This is a genomic window from Silvania sp. (assembly GCF_051656365.1).
GTDB lineage: Bacteria > Pseudomonadota > Gammaproteobacteria > Enterobacterales > Enterobacteriaceae > Enterobacter > Enterobacter hatchlandensis.
This window is the reverse complement of sequence record NZ_JBOGBT010000075.1, coordinates 75,197-97,215: the sequence shown is the minus strand read 5'-3', so window position 1 is coordinate 97,215 and position 22,019 is coordinate 75,197. Positions and strand designations below refer to the sequence as shown.

The following is a 22,019-nucleotide window of genomic DNA, read 5'->3' as shown; positions in this document are numbered from 1 at the left end:
CCTCCTTTTGATGCAAAAGAAACGCTGTTTTATAAAACAGTGACACGCGTAGTAAATCTCTTTGCATTTTTGCCAGTTGCCGCCGGGTGATGGCAGCAACAGAAAGGTATCCCCGTAGCGATACTCTTACTGTAACCGTGTAGTCACTCCCGTTCACGTCTGTGTTCACCGGGAGTCTTTTAAAACTTACAGGGTCGACGGTAATGAAAACACGTAAAATTGGACTCGCGAATTATCTGGCCTATGGTTCGGGCGATTTTCTCGGGGCGGGAACGACAGCACTGACCGCTGCCTGGCTGTTATATTTCTACACCACCTTCTGCGGCCTTACGCCGATTGAAGCCACCTTTATCTTTGCTGCGGCAAGGGTATTAGACGCCGTTGTCAGCCCGCTGATGGGGTTCCTGACCGATAACTTCGGCACCACCTGGTTGGGCAAACGCTTTGGCCGCCGCAAATTCTTTATTCTGCTCGGTATCCCATGTGTCTTCAGCTACTCGCTGATGTGGGTCGGGGACATGGGATTCTGGTACTACCTGCTCACCTATCTGGTGTTTGATATCGTCTACACCATGATTCTGGTGCCGTACGAAACGCTGGTGCCGGAAATGACCGACGATTTCAAACAGAAGACCAAATTCTCCGGCGCGCGCATCTCCATGGCGCAGATGTCGGCGATCCTGGCCTCGTTCCTGCCGGGCATTCTGTTAACGCACTTCGGTAAAGACAACGCCGTCTCCTTCTTCTATGCGAGCCTGGTCTTCTCGGTGTTGTGCGCCATGATGCTGACCTTCGTCTGGTTCTTTACCTGGGAACGTCCGCGCGAAGAGTGGTCCGAAGCGGCGCTGCGTGCCGAGGAAGAGAAGAAAAAACTCAATCTGGGGCAGAGCCTCAACCGTCTGTTTGTTGAACTGAGCTCCACGCTGCGGGTGAAGATTTTCCGCCAGCATCTGGGGATGTACCTCGGCGGCTATATCGCCCAGGACGTATTCAATGCCGTGTTTACTTACTATGTGGTGTTCGTGCTGATGCAGGAGGCGTCGATGGCGTCGAATCTGCTGGGTACGATGGCCATCTTCCAGTTTATCGCCGTGATCGCCATGATCCCGCTGTGCATCCGCTTCGGGCCGGCACCCTCCTACCGCATGGTGGTGGTGCTGTTTGGTCTGGCGTCTATTTCGTATGCGATGCTCTATTACGCTGGACTCAGCGATGTTTACTCTCTGCTGCTGCTGGTGTCTGCCCTCGCAGGTCTGGGACGTGGCGGGATCAACTACGTGCCGTGGAACGTTTATACCTATATTGCGGATGTGGATGAAGTCATCACCGGTCAGCGTCGCGAAGGCATCTTCGCCGGCATCATGACCCTGACCCGCAAAGCCTCTCAGGCGGGTGCCATCATGCTGGTGGGGATTGTGATGCAGCTGTCCGGCTTTGTCAGCGGCCAGAAAGTGCAGCCGGAAGAGGTCAGCCATACCATCCTGATGATCCTGAGCGTAGGCACCGTGCTGGTGCTGATCTGCGGCTTCCTGGTGTCATTGCGCTTCAAGCTGAATTTGCAAACGCACAGTACGCTGCGTGAAGAGACGGCCAAAATGCGTGAGTCTGGCCGCGCGATGCCGGAAACCGCAACGCCGCAGGCGCGCGCCACCGTGGAGATGCTGGCGGGTCTGCCGTACGAGTGCCTGTGGGGCAATAACAACATCGGCTACCTGAACCGCAATAAACCTGCGGCACCGTCCCTGAATGAACGTGCTTCACTGAATTCGACATACAACAGAGGTTAAGATTATGAAGGTTTGGCCTGTCAAACATAGCCCGTTACTGCGTCAGCCTGAGCGTTTTATCGCCAGGGATGAGCTGAAATCACTGATTCAAAAAGTGACGCATAACCTGGTCAACATTCACGATAAAACCGGTGAGTTTTTACTGCGGCTGGACGACGGGCGCGTGATCGACACCAAAGGCTGGGCGGGCTGGGAATGGACGCACGGCGTGGGTCTCTACGGTATCTGGCAGTATTACTGCCAGACCGGCGATGTGGCGATGCGCGATATTATCGACGGCTGGTTTACCGAACGCTTCGCCGAAGGGGCGACCACCAAGAACGTCAACACCATGTCGCCGTTTTTGACGCTGGCCTATCGCTATGAAGAGACGCGCAATCCGGCCTGGCTGCCGTGGCTGGAGAGCTGGGCCGAGTGGGCGATGAACGAGATGCCGCGCACCGATCACGGCGGGATGCAGCACATCACGCTGGCGGAAGAGAACCATCAACAGATGTGGGATGACACCCTGATGATGACCGTGCTGCCGCTGGCGAAGATTGGCAAGCTGCTCAATCGCCCGGATTATGTGGAAGAGGCGGTCTATCAGTTCCTGCTGCACGTACAAAACCTGATGGACCGGGAGACTGGCCTCTGGTTCCACGGCTGGAACTATGACGGCCAGCATAATTTTGCCAACGCCCGCTGGGCGCGCGGCAACAGCTGGCTGACCATCGTGATCCCGGACTTCCTCGAGCTTGTGGATCTGCCGGAAAACAACGCCGTGCGCCGTTATCTGGTGCAGGTGCTGAACGCGCAGATTGCGGCGCTGGCGAAGTGCCAGGATGCGAGCGGCCTGTGGCATACGCTGCTCGACGATCCGAACTCGTATCTGGAGGCCTCGGCGACTGCCGGGTTCAGCTACGGGATCCTCAAAGCGGTGCGTAAGCGCTACGTGGGGCCGGAGTATGCAGAGGTGGCGGAGAAAGCCATTCGCGGGATTGTGAAAAACATCTCCCCGGAAGGGGAACTGCTGCAAACTTCATTCGGTACCGGGATGGGCAGCGATCTGGAGTTCTATCGCCAGATCCCGCTGACCTCGATGCCGTACGGGCAGGCGATGGCGATATTGTGTCTGACGGAGTATTTGCGAAAGTACTTCTGATAAAAAAGAAACCCGGCTTGCGCCGGGTTTCTTTTTACATACGTTCTACGGTATTGATACCCAGCGTATCCAGACCCAGCTTCAGGGTTTTCGCGGTCAGCTGCGCCAGTTTCAGGCGGCTGTTGCGAACCGCCTCGCTCTCGGCGGAGAGAATCGGGCAGTGCTCGTAAAAGCCTGAGAACAGACCAGCCAGATCGTACAGGTAAGCACACATCACGTGTGGCGTACCGTCGCGGGCGACCACGGCCAGGGTCTCTTCGAACTGCAGCAGACGCGCTGCCAGCTGCGCTTCGCGATCTTCGCTAATCACTACCGTTGCATTCGCCAGCACGCTCTCGTCGATCGCGGCTTTACGGAACACAGACAGCACGCGGGTGTAGGCATACTGCATATACGGCGCAGTGTTGCCTTCAAACGCCAGCATGTTGTCCCAGTCGAACACGTAGTCGGTGGTACGGTTCTTGGAGAGATCCGCATATTTCACCGCGCCGATACCCACTGCGGTTGCCAGTTTTTCCAGCTCGTCGGCAGGCATGTCCGGGTTTTTCTCGGCCACCAGACGACGGGCACGCTCCAGCGCTTCGTCCAGCAGATCCGCCAGCTTCACGGTGCCGCCTGCGCGGGTTTTAAACGGCTTGCCGTCTTTACCCAGCATCATGCCGAACATGTGGTGTTCCAGCGGGACCGAATCCGGCACGTAACCCGCTTTACGCACGATGGTCCACGCCTGCATCAGGTGCTGGTGCTGACGGGAGTCGATGTAATAGAGCACGCGATCCGCATGCAGCGTCTCAAAGCGATACTTAGCGCAGGCGATGTCGGTCGTGGTGTACAGATAGCCGCCATCCTTCTTCTGGATGATAACGCCCATCGGTTCGCCTTCCTTGTTTTTATACTCATCAAGGAACACGACGGTAGCACCTTCGCTCTCAACGGCCAGACCTTTGGCTTTGAGATCGGCGACGATACCGGCCAGCATCGGGTTGTACAGGCTTTCACCCATCACGTCTTTACGGGTCAGGGTGACGTTCAGACGATCGTAGGTCAGCTGGTTCTGGGACATGGTAATGTCGACCAGCTTGCGCCACATCTGACGGAAGTACTCGTCACCGCCCTGCAGCTTAACCACGTAGCTGCGTGCGCGCTCGGCAAAGACTTCGTCTTCGTCGTAGTGTTTTTTCGCTTCGCGGTAGAAACCTTCGAGATCCGCCAGCGCCATTTCACCGGCGTTTTCCTGCTGCTGTTTTTCCAGGTAAGCAATCAGCATCCCGAACTGGGTGCCCCAGTCGCCGACGTGGTTCGCGCGGATCACCTTGTGGCCAAGGAACTCGAGCGTGCGCACGGCGGCGTCGCCGATGATGGTGGAGCGCAGGTGGCCCACATGCATCTCTTTTGCGACGTTAGGCGCAGAGTAGTCGACCACGATGGTTTGCGCTTGTGGCTGGGTCACGCCCAGACGGTCGGACTGCAGCGCGGCGTCAACGTGACGCGCCAGGAAGGCCGGCTCGAGGAAAATGTTGATAAAGCCCGGCCCGGCGATCTCGGTTTTACTGGCGATACCCTTGAGATCCAGGTGCGTCAGAACCTGCTCAGCGAGTTGTCGCGGCGCCATGCCCAGTTTTTTCGCCACTGCCATCACGCCATTAGCCTGATAGTCGCCAAACTGTACTTTTGCTGACTGACGAACCTGGGGTTCGCAATCCGCAGGTGCACCTGCAGCAATCAGAGCCTGACTGACTTTTTCTGAGAGAAGAGCCTGAATATTCACCGGGATACCTTACATTTTTGTCGCGGCTGTCATGCTGCCGCGCCAGTTAAAGAAATTAGGCCGGGAGTATACTGCAATTGCCTCTTGCCGTCAGCACTGGCTCAAATCAGCGGTTGGTCGCCAGCCCCCAACAGAGTAAATTAACGCTTTTGCACCATGACAAGAGTATTGATGATGGCGAACTGGCTCTCTATTGACGACCTGCAGGACATTGCAGCCGATTTACCGCGCTTCACCGAGGCGTTCACCACCCTGGCGGATCGCCTCGGTCTGGATATCGTTCCCCTCGCAGCAGACCACATTTCCCTGCGCTGCCACCAGAATGCTACTGCGGATCGCTGGCGGCGTGGGTTTGAGCAATGCGGCGAACTGCTCTCCGAAAACATCATCAACGGCCGTCCGATCTGTCTGTTTAAGTTGCATGAACCGGTCTGCGTGGCGCACTGGCGTTTGGATGTGATTGAGCTGCCGTGGCCGGGCGAAAAACGCTATCCCCATGAAGGCTGGGAGCATATTGAAATCGTTCTGCCCGGTGAGCCGGAAAGCCTGAATGCCCGCGCGTTGGCGCTGCTGTCCGACGACGGACTTAGCCAGCCGGGGATCTTCGTCAAAAGCAGTTCGCCGAAGGGTGAGCGCGAGCGTCTGCCGAACCCGACGCTGGCGGTGACGGACGGCAGCGTGACGGTCAAATTCCATCCGTGGACCATCGAACAGATTGTCGCCAGCGAAGAATAAAGCACAAGAGTTTGTGAGCTAACGCCGCGTCGCGCCGGATGCGGCATGGCATGATGCAACGATCGAGTGGGTATAAGGAGGTTTTGTGGCATTGCTGGAGATCTGTTGTTACAGCATGGAGTGTGCGCTGACTGCGCAGCAGCGGGGAGCCGATCGCGTTGAACTCTGTGCGGCGCCAAAAGAGGGCGGGCTGACCCCCTCCTGGGGCGTGTTGAAATCGGTGCGTCAGGCGGTGACTATCCCCGTTCATCCGATTATTCGCCCGCGCGGCGGAGACTTTTACTATAGCGCGAGCGAGTTTAACGCCATGCTGGAGGATATTGCCGTCGTGCGCGATCTCGGCTTCCCGGGGCTGGTGATCGGTCTGCTGGATGAGGACGGTCATGTCGATATGCCGCGTATGCGCCAGATTATGGCTGCCGCGCAGGGGATGGCGGTGACTTTTCATCGCGCCTTTGATATGTGCGTCAATCCGCTGCAAGCGTTTGAAAATCTGGCGGAACTGGGGGTCGCGCGGGTGCTCACATCCGGTCAGCAATCGTCCGCCGAAAAAGGTATTTCATTAATTAAGGAACTAAAAGCGCAATCAGGTGTTCCAATAATAATGGCAGGTGCTGGCGTTCGCGCCGCTAACCTTGAATTGTTTTTACAGGCAGGGGTATTCGAGCTTCACAGTTCGGCAGGCAGATGGTTGCCGTCACCCATGCGCTATCGCAATGCCGGCTTGTCGATGTCGACGGAGAGTGGGGCGGATGAGTATTCCCGCTACAGCGTTGATGGCGAGTCGGTTGCAGTGATGAAAGCGATGATCGAAAGGTATCGCCGTTAAAATCCGTTTTTACCGCGCATCATGTCGCCCAATATGATGCTTGTTTGTACCAGGCCCCTGCAATTTCAACAGGGGCCTTTTTTTATCCTTTTTTTGGCGCCATCACGGCTTGGTAGCAATCAATACCGCGCGCACCGGCGCCGGATAACCTTCAATCGTCTTCGTCGGGTCTTTCGGGTCGAGGAATTCGGCCAGCGACTCGGTGGTCATCCACTCGGTGCGGCGCTGCTCTTCGGTGGTGGTGACGCAGACGTCGGCAATACGGATATCGACAAACCCGCACTTCGCCAGCCAGTTTTTCAGCGCCAGCGCCGACGGGATAAAGTAGACGTTGCGCATCTGGGCGTAGCGATCGCCCGGCACCAGCACTGCATTTTCGTCGCCTTCAATCACCAGCGTCTCCAGCACCAGTTCGCCCCCGCTGACCAGCTGATCTTTCAGCTGCCACAGGTGCTCAAGCGGAGAGCGGCGGTGATAGAGCACGCCCATCGAGAATACGGTATCAAACGCAGCCAGCGCCGGAAGTTGCTCAATGCCCAGCGGCAGCAGGTGCGCGCGCTGATCGTTGCCCAGCAGCTTACGTACGGCTTCAAACTGACAGAGGAACAGCTGCATCGGGTCGATGCCGACCGCCAGATTCGCCCCGGCGCCGATCATGCGCCACAGGTGATAGCCGCTCCCGCAGCCGACGTCCAGAATGGTGCGCCCGGTTAAATCGGACAGGTGCGGCAGCACGCGATCCCATTTCCAGTCGGAATGCCATTCGGTGTCGATATCCATGCCGTACAGGGAGAATGGCCCTTTACGCCATGGCATCAGATTACGCAGCAGCTTTTCGAGACGGATTAACTGACCTTCGCTCAACGGCGCTTCACTTTCGGCGGTGACGCTGTGCAGCAGATCCAATTTATACGGGGTCATTTCCGGCAGAAATTCGACTGCGTTGCTCCACTGCTTGAACTGGCCATGCAGAGATTCGCGCTGCCAGACGGCAATCTGCGCAGGCAGGGTTTCCAGCCAGTGCGACAGATGGTTTTTGGCAATCAGCTGATAAAAGTTACCGAAATCAATCATGCTGTACCGCCTTTCAGCGCCACCAGGGAACCAAAGTTGAAGCACTGGAACCACAGCTCGCTGTGCTCGAAGCCGGCCTTCTGCAGGCGCGCTTTGTGGGCTTCGACCGAATCAGTGAGCATGACGTTCTCCAGCATGCTGCGCTTCTGGCTGATCTCCAGCTCGCTGTAGCCGTTTGCTCGTTTAAAATCGTGGTGCATGTTGAACAGCAGCTCGCCCACGGCGGCATCTTCAAAGCTGAATTTCTCTGACAGCACCAGCGCGCCGCCGGGGTTCAGCCCCTGATAAATGTTGTTCAGCAGCAGCTGACGATCGTCGGGCTCGAGGAACTGGAGGGTAAAGTTCAGCACCACCATCGAGGCGTTTTTGATTTCGACATGGCGGATATCGCCTTCGATCACCTCTACCGGGGTAGGGGCTTTCCAGGCATCGATATGGCGGCGGCAGCGCTCGACCATGGCCGGAGAATTATCGATAGCGATAATCTTGCAGCCGTCCTGACGAATGTTACGACGAACCGACAGCGTGGCTGCACCCAGCGAACATCCCAGATCGTAAACCTGCGTGCCGGGCTGGACAAAACGTTCCGCCAGCATGCCAATCATAGAGATGATATTGGAGTAGCCGGGTACCGAGCGCTGGATCATATCCGGGAAGACTTCAGCCACCCGTTCATCAAAGGTCCAGTCGCCCAGACTGGCGATAGGCGCAGAAAAAAGCGTGTCGCGATCTGACATAACGTAAAAATCCGGGAAAAATAAAGTGGCGTATTGTGCGCTAATGCAGGGAGAAAACCAACTCCCACGGCATATACCACAGGTTAGCCAGCACCATCAGCACAAGCGAACTCCAGGTGGCGCTCATGCCGGAACGTCGCCAGCGGATCAGGCGATGGTGAAAGCCATAATAGTGCATCAGACGACCGGCGATCAGCAGCAGGCCACAGACATGTACCATCCAGGTCTCGGCGCCGTTCATCTCCATAAACAGCATCAAAATAAGTGCGACGGGAATGTACTCCACCGCATTACCATGAACGCGGATCGCCGTTTGCAGCTCAGAAAAACCGCCGTCCCCGTAGGAGACGCGATACAGCATCCGCAGGCGCACGACGTCGAACGAAAACTTAATTAACAGTAACGCACCCAGAACCGCATACAGCGCGCAGACCATACAAACTCCCTGTTTTTTGCAGATGGCACTTCTATATGATAGGGGTTGCGATCAGAAAAGAGAAGATTGCTGCGGTATGGCAGGGGCGTTGCCAATCGACGGCACCGCGGCTTGCAAGGCTTGCCAGAGAGCTTCGACCAGTTCCGGTGCCTGGGCGATATCAGGGGTATGCAGAAACAGATACGGTGTGGTGGTCTGTTCCCACTTCGCCAGGGTCTGCAGCCAGACGGCAAACAGCGCCTGGTTCTGCGGCATATTGTCGCTGCCGATAAACCGCACCATGGGGTTATGGGCGGTGAGCACCGCATGCACCGGCACTTTCGGTTTTTTGCGCTGGGCGTCGATAATCGCCTCGCTGTGCGGTACCGCAGCATGGACCGGACGGCTGTCGAGGATCACCCGATTAGCGCCGCGCTGGTGAAGTCCACGATTAAGCGCTTTTTCCGCATCTCCTTTGGCAAAAAAGTCCGGATGCCGGACTTCCACGCCATAGGTGAACTCCCGGGGCAGGGCGTCCAGAAACGTCCACAGCGCGGGCAGATCGCGCGGGCCAAAAGTGGCGGGCAACTGTAGCTAGTACTGCCCCATCCGGTTGGCGAGGGGTGACATCCGGCTGAAAAACTCTGCGGTTAAATCGCCGCAGTCGCGCAGCCTGGCCTGATGCGAAATGGTGGCCGGGAATTTAAAACAGAAGCGGAAATCATCGTGGGTCTGCTCATGCCAGCGCGCCACTACGTCGGCTTTTGGCAGGGCGTACAGCGTGGTGTTGCCCTCCACGCAGTTAAAATGGCGGGCATACTGTTCAAGGCTGGTAATACCCAGCCGCACCCATTTCGGGTGCGACCATTGGGGAAGACCCAGATAGATCATAGCGCGTTGATAATCTCGTCAGTGCTGCGCACCCGGCCAATACGCGGGAAGATATGGGTCATGCTGCCCTGATGCTGATCGGCAGAGGCCGCGCTGCAGGCGTCTTCGGCAATCACCAGGTTAAAGCCCAGCTCCCAGGCGTTACGCGCGGTGGACTCGACGCCAATGTTGGTGGAAATCCCGCACAGGATAATGCTGTCGATTCCGCGACGGCGCAGCTGGAGCTCGAGATCGGTGCCGTAGAATGCCCCCCACTGGCGTTTGGTTACTTCGATATCGCTGTCACGTTTGCCGAGTGAGACCGGATACGTCCACCAGTTGTCCGGCAGGGCGTGGGCAGGCGTCTGCGCATCCACCGGCTGCTTCAGGGCGTCGGCGAAGTCAGCCGACCAGCCGACACGCACCAGCACTACCGGAATGCCACTGGTGCGGCATTTGTCCGCCAGACGCGCGCTGCGGCTGACCACATCCTGCGCGCTGTGCGGCCCCCCGGCGAACGGCAGGATCCCTTCCTGTAAATCAATGACCACAAGGGCGGTTCTGGCGGCGTCGAGTGTAAACATGTTTATTCCTGTTAAAGAGTGAGCGTCGGTGACACCTTACGCTGCAGAGGCTGCGTGTGGGTCGGATATTTTTGTTAAATTTTGTGAGAATATGCAAGATGCGCGCAGCAATCGCGCGTCTGGCGCGCTTCTCTCTTATCGTCAGGCGGAATTTCCAGTATAATAGCCCCCTTTTTTCATCCAGTTTGACATACATAAAGCTGCGACCTAATAGCCTGCGGCTAAGTTAAGGGATATCTCATGCGTACAGAATATTGCGGGCAGCTGCGTCAGTCCCACGTTGGGCAGCAGGTGACCCTGTGTGGTTGGGTCAACCGTCGTCGTGATCTTGGCAGCCTTATCTTTATCGACATGCGCGACCGTGAAGGCATCGTGCAGGTATTTTTCGATCCGGATCGCGCCGATGCGTTAAAACTGGCCTCTGAACTGCGTAATGAGTTCTGCATTCAGGTCACCGGCACCGTGCGTGCGCGTGACGAAAAAAACGTGAACAGCGAAATGGCAACCGGCGCGGTCGAAGTGCTGGCCTCCGATCTGACCATCATCAACCGTTCAGAATCGCTGCCGCTTGACTTCAACCACGTCAACACTGAAGAAGCGCGTCTGAAATTCCGCTATCTGGATCTGCGTCGCCCGGAAATGGCTGACCGCCTGAAAACCCGCGCCAAAGTTACCAGCCTTGTGCGCCGCTTTATGGACGATCACGGTTTCCTCGATATCGAAACCCCGATGCTGACCAAAGCCACCCCAGAAGGCGCGCGTGACTACCTCGTGCCTTCTCGCGTGCATAAAGGCAAATTCTACGCGCTGCCGCAGTCTCCTCAGCTGTTCAAACAGCTGCTGATGATGTCTGGCTTCGACCGTTACTATCAGATCGTTAAATGCTTCCGTGACGAAGATCTGCGTGCTGACCGTCAGCCTGAATTTACCCAGATCGACGTCGAAACCTCCTTCATGACCGCCGAACAGGTGCGTGAAGTGATGGAAGCGCTGGTGCGCAGCCTGTGGCTGGACGTGAAGGGTGTGGATCTGGGCGATTTCCCGATCATGACCTTCGCTGAAGCGGAACGCCGTTACGGCTCCGATAAGCCAGATCTGCGTAACCCGATGGAGCTGGTGGACGTGGCTGACCTGCTGAAAGCGGTTGAGTTTGCGGTGTTCTCCGGCCCGGCTAACGATGCTAAAGGCCGCGTGGCTGCCCTGCGCGTACCGGGCGGTGCGAGCCTGAGCCGTAAGCAGATCGACGACTACGGCAACTTCATTAAGATTTACGGCGCGAAAGGCCTGGCTTATATCAAAGTCACCGAGCGTGCGAAGGGTATCGAAGGGATCACCAGCCCGGTGGCCAAATTCCTCAACGCTGAAATCGTAGAATCCATTCTTGAGCGCACCGGCGCGCAGGATGGCGACATGATCTTCTTCGGTGCCGACAACAAGAAAGTGGTTGCCGATTCAATGGGCGCACTACGTCTGAAGCTGGGTAAAGACCTGAACCTGACAGACGAAGCCAAATGGGCACCGCTGTGGGTTATTGACTTCCCAATGTTTGAAGACGACGGTGAAGGCGGCCTGACCGCTATGCACCACCCGTTCACCTCCGCGAAAGAGATGACGGCTGCTGAACTGCAGGCCGCGCCGGAAACGGCTATCGCCAACGCCTACGACATGGTCATCAACGGTTACGAAGTGGGCGGCGGTTCCGTGCGTATTCACAGCAGCGAAATGCAGCAGACCGTGTTTGGCATTCTGGGCATCAACGAACAAGAGCAGCGCGAGAAGTTCGGCTTCCTGCTGGATGCCCTGAAGTACGGCACTCCGCCGCACGCGGGCCTGGCGTTTGGTCTGGATCGCCTGACCATGCTACTGACCGGTACCGACAACATTCGTGACGTTATTGCCTTCCCGAAAACCACCGCCGCGGCGTGTCTGATGACCGAAGCGCCAAGCTTCGCTAACCCTACCTCCTTGAGCGAGCTGGGTATCGAAGTGGTGAAAAAGGAAGAGAAGAACTGATATGGCATTTAAGCGTCCCGTTTCTGTCTTAGTTATCATTTATGCGCAGGACACGAAGCGGGTGCTGATGCTGCAGCGATGCGACGATCCTGAATTCTGGCAGTCGGTCACCGGCAGCCTGGAAGAGGGTGAAACCGCGTTGCAGGCCGCCGCGCGTGAAGTAAAGGAAGAGATCCTGATTGATGTTGCCGACGAGCAACTGACCCTGATGGACTGTCAGCGCACGGTGGAGTTTGAAATTTTTAGCCATTTACGTCATCGCTATGCTCCGGGAATCAAGCGCAATAAGGAATCGTGGTTCTGTCTTGCGCTTCCCCATGAACGGCAGATCGTGTTCACCGAACATCTGACCTACCGCTGGGTGAATGCGACGGATGCCGCCGCGCTCACCAAGTCGTGGAGCAACCGGCAGGCGATTGAAGAATTTGTAATTAACGCCGCCTGAGAGGGCGGCTTTTTGGAGAACTTTTTATGGCAGGTCATAGTAAGTGGGCCAACACCAAACACCGCAAAGCGGCACAGGATGCCAAACGCGGTAAGATCTTTACCAAAATTATTCGTGAGCTGGTGACTGCAGCCCGTCTGGGCGGCGGCGATGCCGCGTCCAACCCGCGTCTGCGTGCGGCGATCGACAAAGCGCTGTCTAACAACATGACGCGTGACACGCTGAACCGTGCCATCGCCCGTGGCGTTGGCGGCGATGACGACGCGAACATGGAAACCATCATTTATGAAGGTTACGGTCCTGGCGGTACGGCGGTGATGATCGAGTGCCTGTCCGACAACCGTAACCGTACCGTGGCAGAAGTGCGTCATGCGTTCACCAAAACCGGCGGCAACCTCGGTACCGACGGCTCCGTGGCGTATCTGTTCAGCAAGAAAGGGGTGATCTCTTTCGAAGCGGGCGACGAAGATGCAATCATGGACGCTGCGCTGGAAGCGGGTGCTGAAGACGTGGTGGCCTATGACGACGGCGCTGTTGACGTTTATACCGCTTGGGAAGAGATGGGTGCAGTGCGTGATGCGCTGGAAGCGGCTGGCCTGAAAGCCGACGCGGCTGAAGTGTCGATGATCCCGTCCACCAAAGCGGACATGGATGCAGAAACCGCACCGAAACTGCTGCGTCTGATCGACATGCTCGAAGATTGCGACGACGTGCAGGAAGTGTATCACAACGGTGAAATCTCCGACGAGGTTGCGGCTACGCTGTAATGGCCCACCATAAACCGACAGCCGGAGAGGCGTGATGACCATTATTCTCGGTATTGACCCGGGCTCGCGCATCACCGGTTATGGCGTTATTCGCCAGGTCGGGCGTCAGTTGACCTACCTTGGCAGCGGCTGTATCCGCACCAAAGTAGAGGATCTGCCGTCGCGTCTGAAGCTTATCTACGCAGGCGTGACGGAGATTATCACCCAGTTCCAGCCGGACTTTTTTGCTATCGAACAGGTGTTTATGGCGAAAAATGCCGACTCGGCGCTGAAGCTCGGTCAGGCGCGAGGCGTGGCGATTGTCGCGGCAACCAACCAGGATCTGCCGGTGTTTGAATACGCTGCGCGGCAGGTGAAGCAGACCGTGGTGGGGAATGGCGGTGCAGACAAAAGCCAGGTGCAGCACATGGTGCGTACCTTGCTAAAGCTGCCAGCCAATCCGCAGGCGGATGCGGCCGATGCGCTGGCGATTGCGATAACTCACTGCCACGTCAGTCAGAACGCAATGCAAATAAGCGACTCTCGGCTCAATCTGGCGCGAGGTCGATTGCGCTAAATATAAAAATCAGGCTGGATGTTTATCCAGCCTTTTTTTATGATGGCAGCGGTAACTTTTAGCCCTTAACGCAGGAGCGTCACGTGATAGGCAGACTCAGAGGCATCATCCTTGAAAAACAACCCCCGATAGTGCTGCTTGAAGCGGGAGGCGTGGGCTATGAAGTGCATATGCCAATGACCTGCTTCTATGAGCTGCCGGATGCGGGCAAGGAAGCGATTGTCTTCACCCATTTTATCGTCCGTGAAGATGCCCAGCTGCTGTTTGGCTTTAACAACAAGCAAGAGCGGACGCTGTTTAAAGAGCTGATCAAAACTAACGGCGTCGGTCCGAAGCTGGCGCTGGCGATCCTCTCCGGCATGTCGGCCCAGCAGTTCGTGAACGCCGTCGAACGTGAAGAGCTGGCGCTGCTGGTCAAACTGCCGGGTATTGGTAAGAAAACCGCAGAGCGCCTGATTGTTGAAATGAAGGATCGCTTCAAAGGCCTGCACGGCGATCTGTTTACTCCGGCTGCCGATCTGGTGCTGACATCGCCCGCCGGTCCGGCTGATGATGATGCGGAACAGGAAGCGGTTGCTGCGCTGGTGGCGCTGGGCTATAAACCTCAGGAAGCGAGCCGTATGGTCAGCAAAATTGCCAGACCTGACGCCTCCAGTGAAACCCTGATTCGCGAAGCGCTGCGCGCCGCATTGTGAGGTAAAGGATGATTGAAGCAGACCGTCTGGTGTCGGCAGGCAGCGTTCAGACTGAAGATCTGGTAGACAGGGCGATCCGCCCGAAGCTGCTGGATGAGTATATCGGCCAGCCGCAGGTCCGCTCGCAGATGGAGATCTTTATCCAGGCGGCAAAACTGCGCGGCGATGCGCTGGACCACCTGCTGATCTTCGGCCCGCCAGGGCTTGGCAAAACCACCCTCGCGAATATTGTCGCCAACGAGATGGGCGTCAATTTACGCACCACGTCCGGCCCGGTGCTGGAAAAGGCCGGCGATCTGGCGGCGATGCTGACCAACCTCGAACCTCATGACGTGCTGTTTATCGATGAAATCCATCGTCTTTCACCGGTGGTGGAAGAGGTGCTCTATCCGGCAATGGAAGACTATCAGCTGGATATCATGATTGGTGAAGGTCCGGCGGCGCGCTCGATTAAAATCGATCTCCCGCCGTTTACCCTGATTGGTGCCACCACCCGTGCGGGCTCGTTAACCTCGCCACTGCGCGATCGTTTCGGCATTGTGCAGCGGCTGGAATTTTATCAGGTGGCCGATCTGCAGCACATCGTCAGCCGCAGCGCGCGCTATATGGGCCTTGAGCTTAGCGAAGAGGGGGCTTTTGAAGTGGCGAAGCGTTCCCGTGGCACGCCGCGTATCGCCAACCGCCTGCTGCGTCGGGTGCGAGACTTTGCGGAGGTGAAGCACGACGGCACCATTTCGCTGGATATCGCCGCTCAGGCACTGGATATGCTGAACGTCGATGCCGAAGGCTTTGACTATATGGACCGCAAGCTACTGCTGGCGGTGCTGGACAAATTCTTTGGTGGACCTGTGGGTCTGGATAACCTGGCCGCCGCCATTGGCGAAGAGCGTGACACCATTGAAGACGTGCTGGAGCCTTATCTGATCCAGCAGGGCTTCCTCCAGCGTACCCCGCGCGGCCGCATGGCGACCGTGCGGGCGTGGAACCATTTCGGTATTACCCCTCCCGCAATGCCATAGCCACTGTCACCCCGGTAAGCGAAACGCCACCGGGGCATGGTTCAGCTGGCGGGCTTTTTCATCATACTGAAGATAAACATCATCGCGGCGCACAGCACCACTGACGGTCCGGCAGGCGTGTCGTAAAACGCTGAGAAGGTGAGTCCTCCGGTCACCGCAAGCATCCCCACCCCAACGGCGACACTGGCCATTTGCTCCGGCGTACGGGCAAAACGACGTGCGGTGGCGGCAGGGATAATCAGCAGCGACGTAATGATCAACGCCCCGACAAACTTCATCGCCACGCCAATGGTCAGCGCGGTGACCAGCATCAACAGCAGCTTGACCCGCTGCAGCTTCACGCCGTCAACAAAGGCCAGGTCCGGGCTGATGGTCATCGCCAGCAGGTTTCGCCACTGCCACAGCAGGATAGCCAGCACCACCACGACGCCAATGGCTATGGCGATCAAATCGTCCGGCGTTACTGCCAGCAGGTCGCCAAACAGATAGGCCATCAGATCCACGCGGATGTTGTGCATCAGGCTGACCACCACCAGCCCCAGCGACAGGGCGCTGTGAGCCATGATCCCGAGCAGCGTATCCACTGCCAGGTGCGGACGCTTTTCCAGCCACACCAGCCCGGCTGCCAGCATCAACGTGACCGCAATGACCGCGTAAAACGGATTGACATCCAGCAGTAAGCCAAAGGCCACACCCAGCAGAGAAGCATGCGCCAGCGTATCGCCAAAGTAAGACATTCTGCGCCAGACTACGAACGAGCCGAGTGGACCCGCCGCGCAGGCGAGCATCATCCCGGCCAGCCAGCCGGGTAATAATAATTCAATCATGAGTTACCGTTTCCCCGGCGCAGAACAATGCGGCCCTGCAAATCATGGCGGTGATTGTGATGATGGCGATAAATGCCGAGCTGTTCAGCGCCGCGTGGGCCAAACATCGAGATAAACTCCGGATGCATGGAGACCACTTCCGGCGTGCCGGAGCAGCAGATGTGCTGGTTGAGACACAGCACCTCGTCGGTCTTCGCCATTACCAGATGCAGGTCGTGGGAGACCATCAGCACGGCGCAGCCCAACTCTTTACGCAGCTGATCGATCAGGTCATACAGCGCGACCTGACCATTGACATCCACGCCCTGAGTCGGTTCGTCGAGCACCAGTAGTTGTGGTTTATTGAGCAGCGCCCGGGCCAGCAAAACGCGCTGTGTCTCACCGCCGGACAGCTTTTGCAGCGGCGCCTCGATCAGATGCCCGGCCTGCACCCGCTTGAGGGCAGGGAGGATATCCTCCTTACGGGTGTCGGGGCGCAGACGTAAAAAACGGCTCACGGTCAGCGGCAGAGTCGCGTCCAGATGCAGCTTTTGCGGGACATAGCCAATACGTAACTTGCCGTCACGCTTGATAATACCAGTGTCCGGTGCGACCAGACCCAGCACCACGCGCACCAGCGTTGATTTGCCCGCACCGTTCGGGCCGAGCAGCGTTAAAATTCTACCGGCTTTCAGATCCAGGGACACGTCAGAGAGGACGCGGCGCTGGCCAAATGAAACCGAAATTTTTTCGAGAGATACCAAAGTCGTCATGTCAATTTATGCTTGCAGAAGTTATCGAATGTTATAATATCACATTCCACACACTCATTACGATGAATAGTCGCATTATGTTACAGAAAAATACGCTTCTTTTCGCAGCATTATCCGCTGCCCTTTGGGGTTCCGCAGCACAAGATGTTAACGCCGCCGTAGTCGCTTCGCTTAAGCCGCTCGGTTTTATCGCCTCAGCCATTGCTGATGGTGTTACAGAAACTCAGGTTTTACTGCCGGACGGGGCTTCAGAGCACGATTATTCTCTGCGCCCTTCCGATGTAAAACGCTTACAAAACGCGGACTTAGTAGTATGGATTGGCCCGGACATGGAAGCCTTCATGCAAAAGTCAGCAGGTCAGTTGCCTGAGACCAAACAGGTTACCATCGCTAATCTTTCAGGTGTCAAACCGTTGTTGATGAAAGGCGACGATGATGACGGGGATGAGCATGATCACGATCATGGCGCTGGGGCAAAAGGTGACGAGCATCACCATCACGGCGAGTACAATATGCATCTTTGGCTTTCGCCTGAGATCGCCCGCCTGTCAGCGATTGCAATCCACGAAAAATTAGTGGAACTTATGCCGCAAAGTCGAGCCAAATTAGACGCCAACCTGAAGGATTTTGAGGCACAACTTGCCACAACCGACAAGCAGGTAGGTACCGAGCTCGCACCATTGAAAGGTAAAGGATATTTCGTTTTTCATGATGCCTACGGCTACTACGAAAAACACTACGGTCTCACGCCGCTTGGCCACTTCACCGTAAACCCCGAAATTCAACCTGGTGCGCAGCGTTTACATGAAATCAGAACACAGTTGGTTGAGCAAAAAGCGACCTGCGTTTTTGCTGAGCCACAGTTCAGGCCAGCGGTCGTTGAAGCCGTGGCAAGGGGAACGTCCGTACGTATGGGCACCCTTGACCCGCTTGGAACCTCTATCCAGTTGAGCAAAGCGAGCTATTCTCAGTTCCTCAGCCAACTGGCGAACCAGTATGCGAGCTGCCTGAAAGGAGATTAACGAGGAAGTGAATACGTGCAACAGATAGCCCGCTCTGTCGCTCTGGCATTTAATAATCTGCCCCGGCCCCACCGCGTCATGCTGGGGTCGCTTACAGTACTCACCTTAGCGGTCGCCGTCTGGCGGCCCTATATTTACCATCCAGTCTCTACACCTATTGTCAAGACTATCGAACTGGAGAAGAGTGACGTCCGGTCGTTATTGCCAGAAGCCAGTGAACCCATCGATCAGGCTGCGCAGGAAGAGGAAGCGATCCCGCAGGATGAACTTGATGACAAGACTGAAGCTGAAGTCGGTGTTCATGAATATGTGGTCTCCACCGGCGATACGCTCAGCAGCGTTCTTAACCAGTACGGCATTGAAATGGGCGATATCAGCCAGCTTGCCGCCTCGGATAAAGAGCTGCGTAACCTGAAAATCGGCCAACAGCTCTCCTGGACGTTGACCGATGCCGGTGATTTACAGCGCCTGACCTGGGAAATGTCGCGTCGTGAAACCCGTACCTACGATCGTACTGAAAACGGTTTCAAGATGACCAGCGAACTGCAGCAGGGCGACTGGGTCAACAGTGCGATGAAAGGCACGTTAGGCGGCGGTAGCTTTGTCGCCAGCGCACGTGACGCCGGGTTGACCAGCGGTGAAATCAGTTCGGTGATCAAAGCCATGCAGTGGCAGATGGATTTCCGTAAACTGAAAAAAGGCGATGCCTGGTCGGTACTGATGTCCCGTGAAATGCTTGACGGCAAGCGTGAGCAAAGCCAACTGGTCGGGGTGCGTTTGCGCTCGGACGGTAAAGACTATTACGCGATCCGCGCCGAAGACGGTAAGTTCTACGACCGTAACGGTACCGGGCTGGCAAAAGGTTTCCTGCGCTTCCCGACCTCAAAACAGTTCCGCGTGTCGTCGAACTTTAACCCGCGTCGTCTGAACCCGGTTACCGGTCGCGTTGCGCCGCACCGTGGCGTCGATTTCGCCATGCCGCAGGGTACGCCGGTGCTGGCCGTCGGTGATGGTGAAGTGGTGATGGCGAAACGCAGCGGGGCCGCAGGCTATTACGTTGCCGTGCGTCACGGGCGGACCTATACCACCCGTTATATGCACCTGCGCAAGCTGCTGGTGAAGCCTGGCCAGAAGGTGAAACGTGGCGATCGCATTGCGCTGTCGGGCAATACCGGCCGCTCTACCGGTCCGCATCTGCACTATGAAGTGTGGATCAACCAGCTGGCCGTCAACCCGCTCACGGCGAAACTGCCGCGTACCGAAGGGCTGACCGGCAAAGACCGTAGCGATTATCTGGCGCAGGTCAAAGAGGTTATTCCGCAACTCGGCCTGGATTAATTTCCGGGCGACCAAAGCCGGTGCAGACGATGCGCCGGCTTTTTCTTTTGTGCCTGGCGCACGGCCTCGCTAAACTAATGCCTGACTCTTTTGTGCATCACCCGCCCTGGAAAAAGCATGGAAACCAAAAAAAATAACATTGAATACATTCCTGAATTTGAAAAAAACTTTCGCCATCCGCGCTTCTGGGGTGCCTGGTTTGGGGTCTTTGCCTTTGCCGGTATTGCACTGCTTCCTGCTGCCGTGCGCGATCCGGTGCTGGGAAAAGTGGGGCGTCTCGCGGGCAAATTCGGCAAAAGCGCCCGTCGTCGCGCACAGATAAACCTGCTCTACTGCTTCCCGGAAAAGAGCGAGGCGGAACGTGAGGCGATCATCGACGAGATGTTCACCACTGCGCCGCAGGCGATGGCGATGATGGGCGAGCTGGCGTTACGCGGTCCGGAGAAAGTCGCTCAGCGTGTCGACTGGAAAGGGCTGGAGATCATCGACGAGATGCGCCGCAACGACGAAAAGGTGATTTTCCTCGTGCCGCACGGCTGGGGCGTGGATATTCCGGCGATGCTGATGGCGTCGCAGGGCCAAAAAATGGCGGCAATGTTCCATAACCAGGGGAATAAAATCTTCGATTATGTATGGAACACCGTGCGTCGTCGCTTTGGCGGGCGTCTGCATGCCCGTAACGACGGTATCAAGCCATTTATCCAGTCGGTGCGTCAGGGCTACTGGGGCTACTATCTGCCCGATCAGGATCATGGTGCAGAGCACAGCGAGTTCGTTGATTTCTTCTCGACCTATAAAGCGACGCTGCCCGCGATTGGCCGCCTGATGAAGGTGTGCCGGGCGCGAGTGATCCCCCTGTTCCCGGTTTACGACGGCAAAACCCATCGTCTGACGATTGAAGTGCGCCCGCCGATGGACGATCTGCTGACCGCTGACGATGTAACCATCGCGCGGCGGATGAACGAAGAGGTCGAGATTCTGGTGGCACCGCATCTGGAGCAGTACACCTGGATCTTGAAATTGCTGAAGACGCGCAAGCCCGGCGAAACTGAGCCGTATCAGCGCAAAGAGTTATATCCGAGGAAGTAAAAAAGCCCCTCTTCCGACAGGAAGAGGGGAGAGACCTGTTACTCGACGGTCATCACGCGGGTGGTGTTGGTGGAGCCGATGGTGCTCATCACATCACCCTGGGTCACGATGACGATATCGCCGGAGACCAGGTAGCCTTTGTCGCGCAGCAGGTTCACCGCATCGTTCGCCGCAGCTACACCGTCGCTGGTGCTGTCGAAGTAAACCGGGGTTACGCCACGGTACAGCGCGGTCAGGTTCAGGGTGCGCTCATGACGGGACATCGCAAAAATCGGCAGACCGGAGCTGATACGTGAGGTCATCAGGGCGGTACGGCCCGATTCCGTCATGGTGATGATCGCCGTGACGCCTTTCAGGTGGTTGGCCGCGTACATCGCGGACATCGCAATCGCTTCTTCCACGTTGTCGAACTGAATGTCCAGACGGTGCTTGGAGACGTTGATGCTTGGGATCTTCTCGGCACCCAGACAGACGCGCGCCATCGCGGCCACGGTTTCTGCCGGGTACTGACCTGCGGCGGTTTCCGCTGACAGCATCACGGCATCGGTGCCATCCAGCACGGCGTTTGCCACATCCATCACCTCTGCACGGGTTGGCATCGGGTTGGTGATCATCGACTCCATCATCTGGGTGGCGGTGATCACCGAACGGTTCAACTGACGAGCGCGGCGGATCAGCGCCTTCTGGATCCCGACCAGTTCCGGGTCGCCAATCTCAACGCCGAGGTCGCCACGGGCAACCATCACCACGTCAGAGGCGAGGATGATGTCATCCATTGCATCCTGGCTGCAGACCGCTTCCGCACGTTCTACTTTTGCGACGATTTTGGCATCACACCCTGCGTCGCGTGCCAGACGGCGAGCGTAGTTCAGATCTTCGCCACAGCGTGGGAAAGAGACCGCCAGATAATCCACGCCAATCTCGGCTGCAGTGATGATATCGGCTTTGTCTTTCTCGGTCAGGGCTTCAGCGGAAAGACCCCCGCCCAGCTTGTTGATGCCTTTATTGTTGGAGAGCGGGCCGCCAACGGTCACTTCGGTAAACACTTTCATACCCTGAACGCTGAGCACTTTCAGCTGTACGCGACCGTCGTCGAGCAGCAGGATGTCGCCCGGAACCACGTCAGCAGGCAGACCTTTGTAGTCGATCCCCACTTTCTCTTTATCGCCTTCGCCTTTGCTCATGTTGGCGTCGAGCAGGAATTTATCCCCGATATTGAGGAAGACTTTGCCTTCTTTAAAGGTTGAGACGCGGATCTTAGGTCCCTGAAGGTCCCCAAGAATAGCGATGTGGCGTCCCAGTTTTGCCGCGATCTCACGGACTTTATCCGCACGTAATTTATGATCTTCCGGCGTACCGTGGGAGAAGTTCATACGTACCACGTTGGCACCTGCGGCGATGATTTTCTCGAGGTTATTATCGCGGTCTGTGGCCGGGCCTAAGGTGGTAACGATCTTGGTTCTGCGAAGCCTTCTGGTCATGTAATACTCCATTGACTGAAACAACCTGGTGTTGCGTGAACGATAATTCGGCACTCTGTTTGCTCTGTACGA

21 protein-coding genes and 1 pseudogene are annotated in these 22,019 nt (G+C 56.8%); 13 read left to right on the top strand and 9 right to left on the bottom strand.

Features of this window, described 5'->3' with window-relative positions:
- The first annotated feature begins 203 nt into the window (after positions 1–203).
- Both ACRDD5_RS14730 and bglB read left to right on the top strand, forming a co-directional pair.
- Entirely contained in the window at positions 204–1,787 is a 1,584-nt protein-coding gene (locus tag ACRDD5_RS14730) for an MFS transporter (RefSeq protein ID WP_271283958.1), read from the top strand.
- Positions 1,788–1,791: 4 nt separating this feature from the next.
- Positions 1,792–2,931, top strand: a complete 1,140-nt coding sequence (gene bglB / locus ACRDD5_RS14725) for a beta-galactosidase BglB (protein WP_271283959.1) — start codon at positions 1,792–1,794, stop codon at positions 2,929–2,931.
- Between the two features lie 34 nt (positions 2,932–2,965).
- Here bglB and argS read toward each other — a convergent pair whose 3' ends face one another.
- Complete coding sequence (argS, locus tag ACRDD5_RS14720) at positions 2,966–4,699, bottom strand: arginine--tRNA ligase (protein ID WP_271283960.1); 1,734 nt, start codon at positions 4,697–4,699, stop codon at positions 2,966–2,968.
- 174 nt (positions 4,700–4,873) lie between these two features.
- Between argS and ACRDD5_RS14715 the strand changes: the two genes are divergently transcribed.
- The gene (locus ACRDD5_RS14715; RefSeq protein ID WP_438677159.1) at positions 4,874–5,434 is read left to right on the top strand and encodes a VOC family protein; all 561 of its coding nucleotides are present in this window, start codon (positions 4,874–4,876) and stop codon (positions 5,432–5,434) included.
- Positions 5,435–5,519: 85 nt separating this feature from the next.
- Positions 5,520–6,263 (top strand): copper homeostasis protein CutC, encoded by a 744-nt coding sequence (cutC, locus tag ACRDD5_RS14710; RefSeq protein ID WP_438677144.1) that lies wholly within the window; start codon positions 5,520–5,522, stop codon positions 6,261–6,263.
- A gap of 102 nt (positions 6,264–6,365) precedes the next feature.
- Here the strand turns inward: cutC and cmoB are convergent, their stop codons facing one another.
- The 5 genes and pseudogenes from cmoB to ACRDD5_RS14685 all read right to left on the bottom strand — a co-directional run bounded on the left by cmoB (position 6,366) and on the right by ACRDD5_RS14685 (position 9,943).
- The gene (gene cmoB / locus ACRDD5_RS14705; RefSeq protein ID WP_271283962.1) at positions 6,366–7,337 is read right to left on the bottom strand and encodes a tRNA 5-methoxyuridine(34)/uridine 5-oxyacetic acid(34) synthase CmoB; all 972 of its coding nucleotides are present in this window, start codon (positions 7,335–7,337) and stop codon (positions 6,366–6,368) included.
- Positions 7,334–8,074, bottom strand: a complete 741-nt coding sequence (gene cmoA / locus ACRDD5_RS14700) for a carboxy-S-adenosyl-L-methionine synthase CmoA (protein WP_271283963.1) — start codon at positions 8,072–8,074, stop codon at positions 7,334–7,336. The genes cmoB and cmoA overlap by 4 nt, the downstream gene beginning before the upstream one ends.
- Before the next feature lie 40 nt (positions 8,075–8,114).
- On the bottom strand, positions 8,115–8,510 hold the full coding sequence (locus tag ACRDD5_RS14695) for an MAPEG family protein (RefSeq protein WP_271283964.1): 396 nt from the start codon (positions 8,508–8,510) through the stop codon (positions 8,115–8,117).
- Between the two features lie 51 nt (positions 8,511–8,561).
- Positions 8,562–9,380: pseudogene (locus tag ACRDD5_RS14690) on the bottom strand (DUF72 domain-containing protein).
- Complete coding sequence (locus tag ACRDD5_RS14685; protein WP_271283966.1) at positions 9,377–9,943, bottom strand: hydrolase; 567 nt, start codon at positions 9,941–9,943, stop codon at positions 9,377–9,379. The pseudogene ACRDD5_RS14690 and the gene ACRDD5_RS14685 overlap by 4 nt, the downstream one beginning before the upstream one ends.
- A gap of 240 nt (positions 9,944–10,183) precedes the next feature.
- On the opposite strand from ACRDD5_RS14685, the gene aspS reads away from it, so the two are divergent.
- The 6 genes from aspS (at position 10,184) to ruvB (ending at position 15,438) form a co-directional block, all read left to right on the top strand.
- Positions 10,184–11,956, top strand: coding sequence for an aspartate--tRNA ligase (gene aspS / locus ACRDD5_RS14680; protein WP_271283967.1), 1,773 nt, complete (start codon positions 10,184–10,186; stop codon positions 11,954–11,956).
- Between the two features lies 1 nt (position 11,957).
- Positions 11,958–12,401 (top strand): dihydroneopterin triphosphate diphosphatase, encoded by a 444-nt coding sequence (nudB, locus tag ACRDD5_RS14675; RefSeq protein ID WP_438677143.1) that lies wholly within the window; start codon positions 11,958–11,960, stop codon positions 12,399–12,401.
- Positions 12,402–12,427: 26 nt separating this feature from the next.
- On the top strand, positions 12,428–13,168 hold the full coding sequence (locus ACRDD5_RS14670) for a YebC/PmpR family DNA-binding transcriptional regulator (RefSeq protein WP_271283969.1): 741 nt from the start codon (positions 12,428–12,430) through the stop codon (positions 13,166–13,168).
- A gap of 34 nt (positions 13,169–13,202) precedes the next feature.
- Positions 13,203–13,724, top strand: coding sequence for a crossover junction endodeoxyribonuclease RuvC (gene ruvC / locus ACRDD5_RS14665; protein WP_271283970.1), 522 nt, complete (start codon positions 13,203–13,205; stop codon positions 13,722–13,724).
- A gap of 83 nt (positions 13,725–13,807) precedes the next feature.
- Positions 13,808–14,419, top strand: coding sequence for a Holliday junction branch migration protein RuvA (gene ruvA / locus ACRDD5_RS14660; protein ID WP_271283971.1), 612 nt, complete (start codon positions 13,808–13,810; stop codon positions 14,417–14,419).
- Between the two features lie 8 nt (positions 14,420–14,427).
- Positions 14,428–15,438: a Holliday junction branch migration DNA helicase RuvB gene (gene ruvB / locus ACRDD5_RS14655; RefSeq protein ID WP_271283972.1), complete on the top strand. Its 1,011-nt coding sequence runs from the start codon at positions 14,428–14,430 to the stop codon at positions 15,436–15,438.
- A 41-nt stretch (positions 15,439–15,479) separates the two neighbouring features.
- Here ruvB and znuB read toward each other — a convergent pair whose 3' ends face one another.
- Positions 15,480–16,265: a zinc ABC transporter permease subunit ZnuB gene (znuB, locus tag ACRDD5_RS14650; protein ID WP_271283973.1), complete on the bottom strand. Its 786-nt coding sequence runs from the start codon at positions 16,263–16,265 to the stop codon at positions 15,480–15,482.
- On the bottom strand, positions 16,262–17,017 hold the full coding sequence (znuC, locus tag ACRDD5_RS14645; RefSeq protein ID WP_438677142.1) for a zinc ABC transporter ATP-binding protein ZnuC: 756 nt from the start codon (positions 17,015–17,017) through the stop codon (positions 16,262–16,264). Before znuC ends, znuB begins: the two co-directional genes overlap by 4 nt.
- Positions 17,018–17,094: 77 nt before the next feature.
- On the opposite strand from znuC, the gene znuA reads away from it, so the two are divergent.
- The 3 genes from znuA (at position 17,095) to lpxM (ending at position 20,466) form a co-directional block, all read left to right on the top strand.
- Positions 17,095–18,039, top strand: a complete 945-nt coding sequence (gene znuA / locus ACRDD5_RS14640; protein WP_438677158.1) for a zinc ABC transporter substrate-binding protein ZnuA — start codon at positions 17,095–17,097, stop codon at positions 18,037–18,039.
- Positions 18,040–18,054: 15 nt separating this feature from the next.
- Complete coding sequence (mepM, locus tag ACRDD5_RS14635) at positions 18,055–19,377, top strand: murein DD-endopeptidase MepM (protein ID WP_271283975.1); 1,323 nt, start codon at positions 18,055–18,057, stop codon at positions 19,375–19,377.
- Positions 19,378–19,494: 117 nt separating this feature from the next.
- Complete coding sequence (gene lpxM / locus ACRDD5_RS14630; RefSeq protein WP_271283976.1) at positions 19,495–20,466, top strand: lauroyl-Kdo(2)-lipid IV(A) myristoyltransferase; 972 nt, start codon at positions 19,495–19,497, stop codon at positions 20,464–20,466.
- Between the two features lie 38 nt (positions 20,467–20,504).
- Here lpxM and pyk read toward each other — a convergent pair whose 3' ends face one another.
- Complete coding sequence (gene pyk / locus ACRDD5_RS14625; RefSeq protein ID WP_271283977.1) at positions 20,505–21,947, bottom strand: pyruvate kinase; 1,443 nt, start codon at positions 21,945–21,947, stop codon at positions 20,505–20,507.
- Between the last annotated feature and the right edge of the window lie 72 nt (positions 21,948–22,019).

Excerpts from the sequence above, each read along its gene's own strand:
- ACRDD5_RS14730 (WP_271283958.1), top strand. The coding sequence starts at position 204 with ATGAAAACACGTAAAATTGGACTCGCGAATTATCTGGCCTATGGTTCG.
- bglB (WP_271283959.1), top strand. The coding sequence starts at position 1,792 with ATGAAGGTTTGGCCTGTCAAACATAGCCCGTTACTGCGTCAGCCTGAG.
- ACRDD5_RS14715 (WP_438677159.1), top strand. The coding sequence starts at position 4,874 with ATGGCGAACTGGCTCTCTATTGACGACCTGCAGGACATTGCAGCCGAT.
- cmoB (WP_271283962.1), bottom strand. The coding sequence starts at position 7,337 with ATGATTGATTTCGGTAACTTTTATCAGCTGATTGCCAAAAACCATCTG.
- cmoA (WP_271283963.1), bottom strand. The coding sequence starts at position 8,074 with ATGTCAGATCGCGACACGCTTTTTTCTGCGCCTATCGCCAGTCTGGGC.
- ACRDD5_RS14695 (WP_271283964.1), bottom strand. The coding sequence starts at position 8,510 with ATGGTCTGCGCGCTGTATGCGGTTCTGGGTGCGTTACTGTTAATTAAG.
- ACRDD5_RS14685 (WP_271283966.1), bottom strand. The coding sequence starts at position 9,943 with ATGTTTACACTCGACGCCGCCAGAACCGCCCTTGTGGTCATTGATTTA.
- aspS (WP_271283967.1), top strand. The coding sequence starts at position 10,184 with ATGCGTACAGAATATTGCGGGCAGCTGCGTCAGTCCCACGTTGGGCAG.
- nudB (WP_438677143.1), top strand. The coding sequence starts at position 11,958 with ATGGCATTTAAGCGTCCCGTTTCTGTCTTAGTTATCATTTATGCGCAG.
- ACRDD5_RS14670 (WP_271283969.1), top strand. The coding sequence starts at position 12,428 with ATGGCAGGTCATAGTAAGTGGGCCAACACCAAACACCGCAAAGCGGCA.
- ruvC (WP_271283970.1), top strand. The coding sequence starts at position 13,203 with ATGACCATTATTCTCGGTATTGACCCGGGCTCGCGCATCACCGGTTAT.
- ruvB (WP_271283972.1), top strand. The coding sequence starts at position 14,428 with ATGATTGAAGCAGACCGTCTGGTGTCGGCAGGCAGCGTTCAGACTGAA.
- znuB (WP_271283973.1), bottom strand. The coding sequence starts at position 16,265 with ATGATTGAATTATTATTACCCGGCTGGCTGGCCGGGATGATGCTCGCC.
- znuC (WP_438677142.1), bottom strand. The coding sequence starts at position 17,017 with ATGACGACTTTGGTATCTCTCGAAAAAATTTCGGTTTCATTTGGCCAG.
- znuA (WP_438677158.1), top strand. The coding sequence starts at position 17,095 with ATGTTACAGAAAAATACGCTTCTTTTCGCAGCATTATCCGCTGCCCTT.
- lpxM (WP_271283976.1), top strand. The coding sequence starts at position 19,495 with ATGGAAACCAAAAAAAATAACATTGAATACATTCCTGAATTTGAAAAA.
- pyk (WP_271283977.1), bottom strand. The coding sequence starts at position 21,947 with ATGACCAGAAGGCTTCGCAGAACCAAGATCGTTACCACCTTAGGCCCG.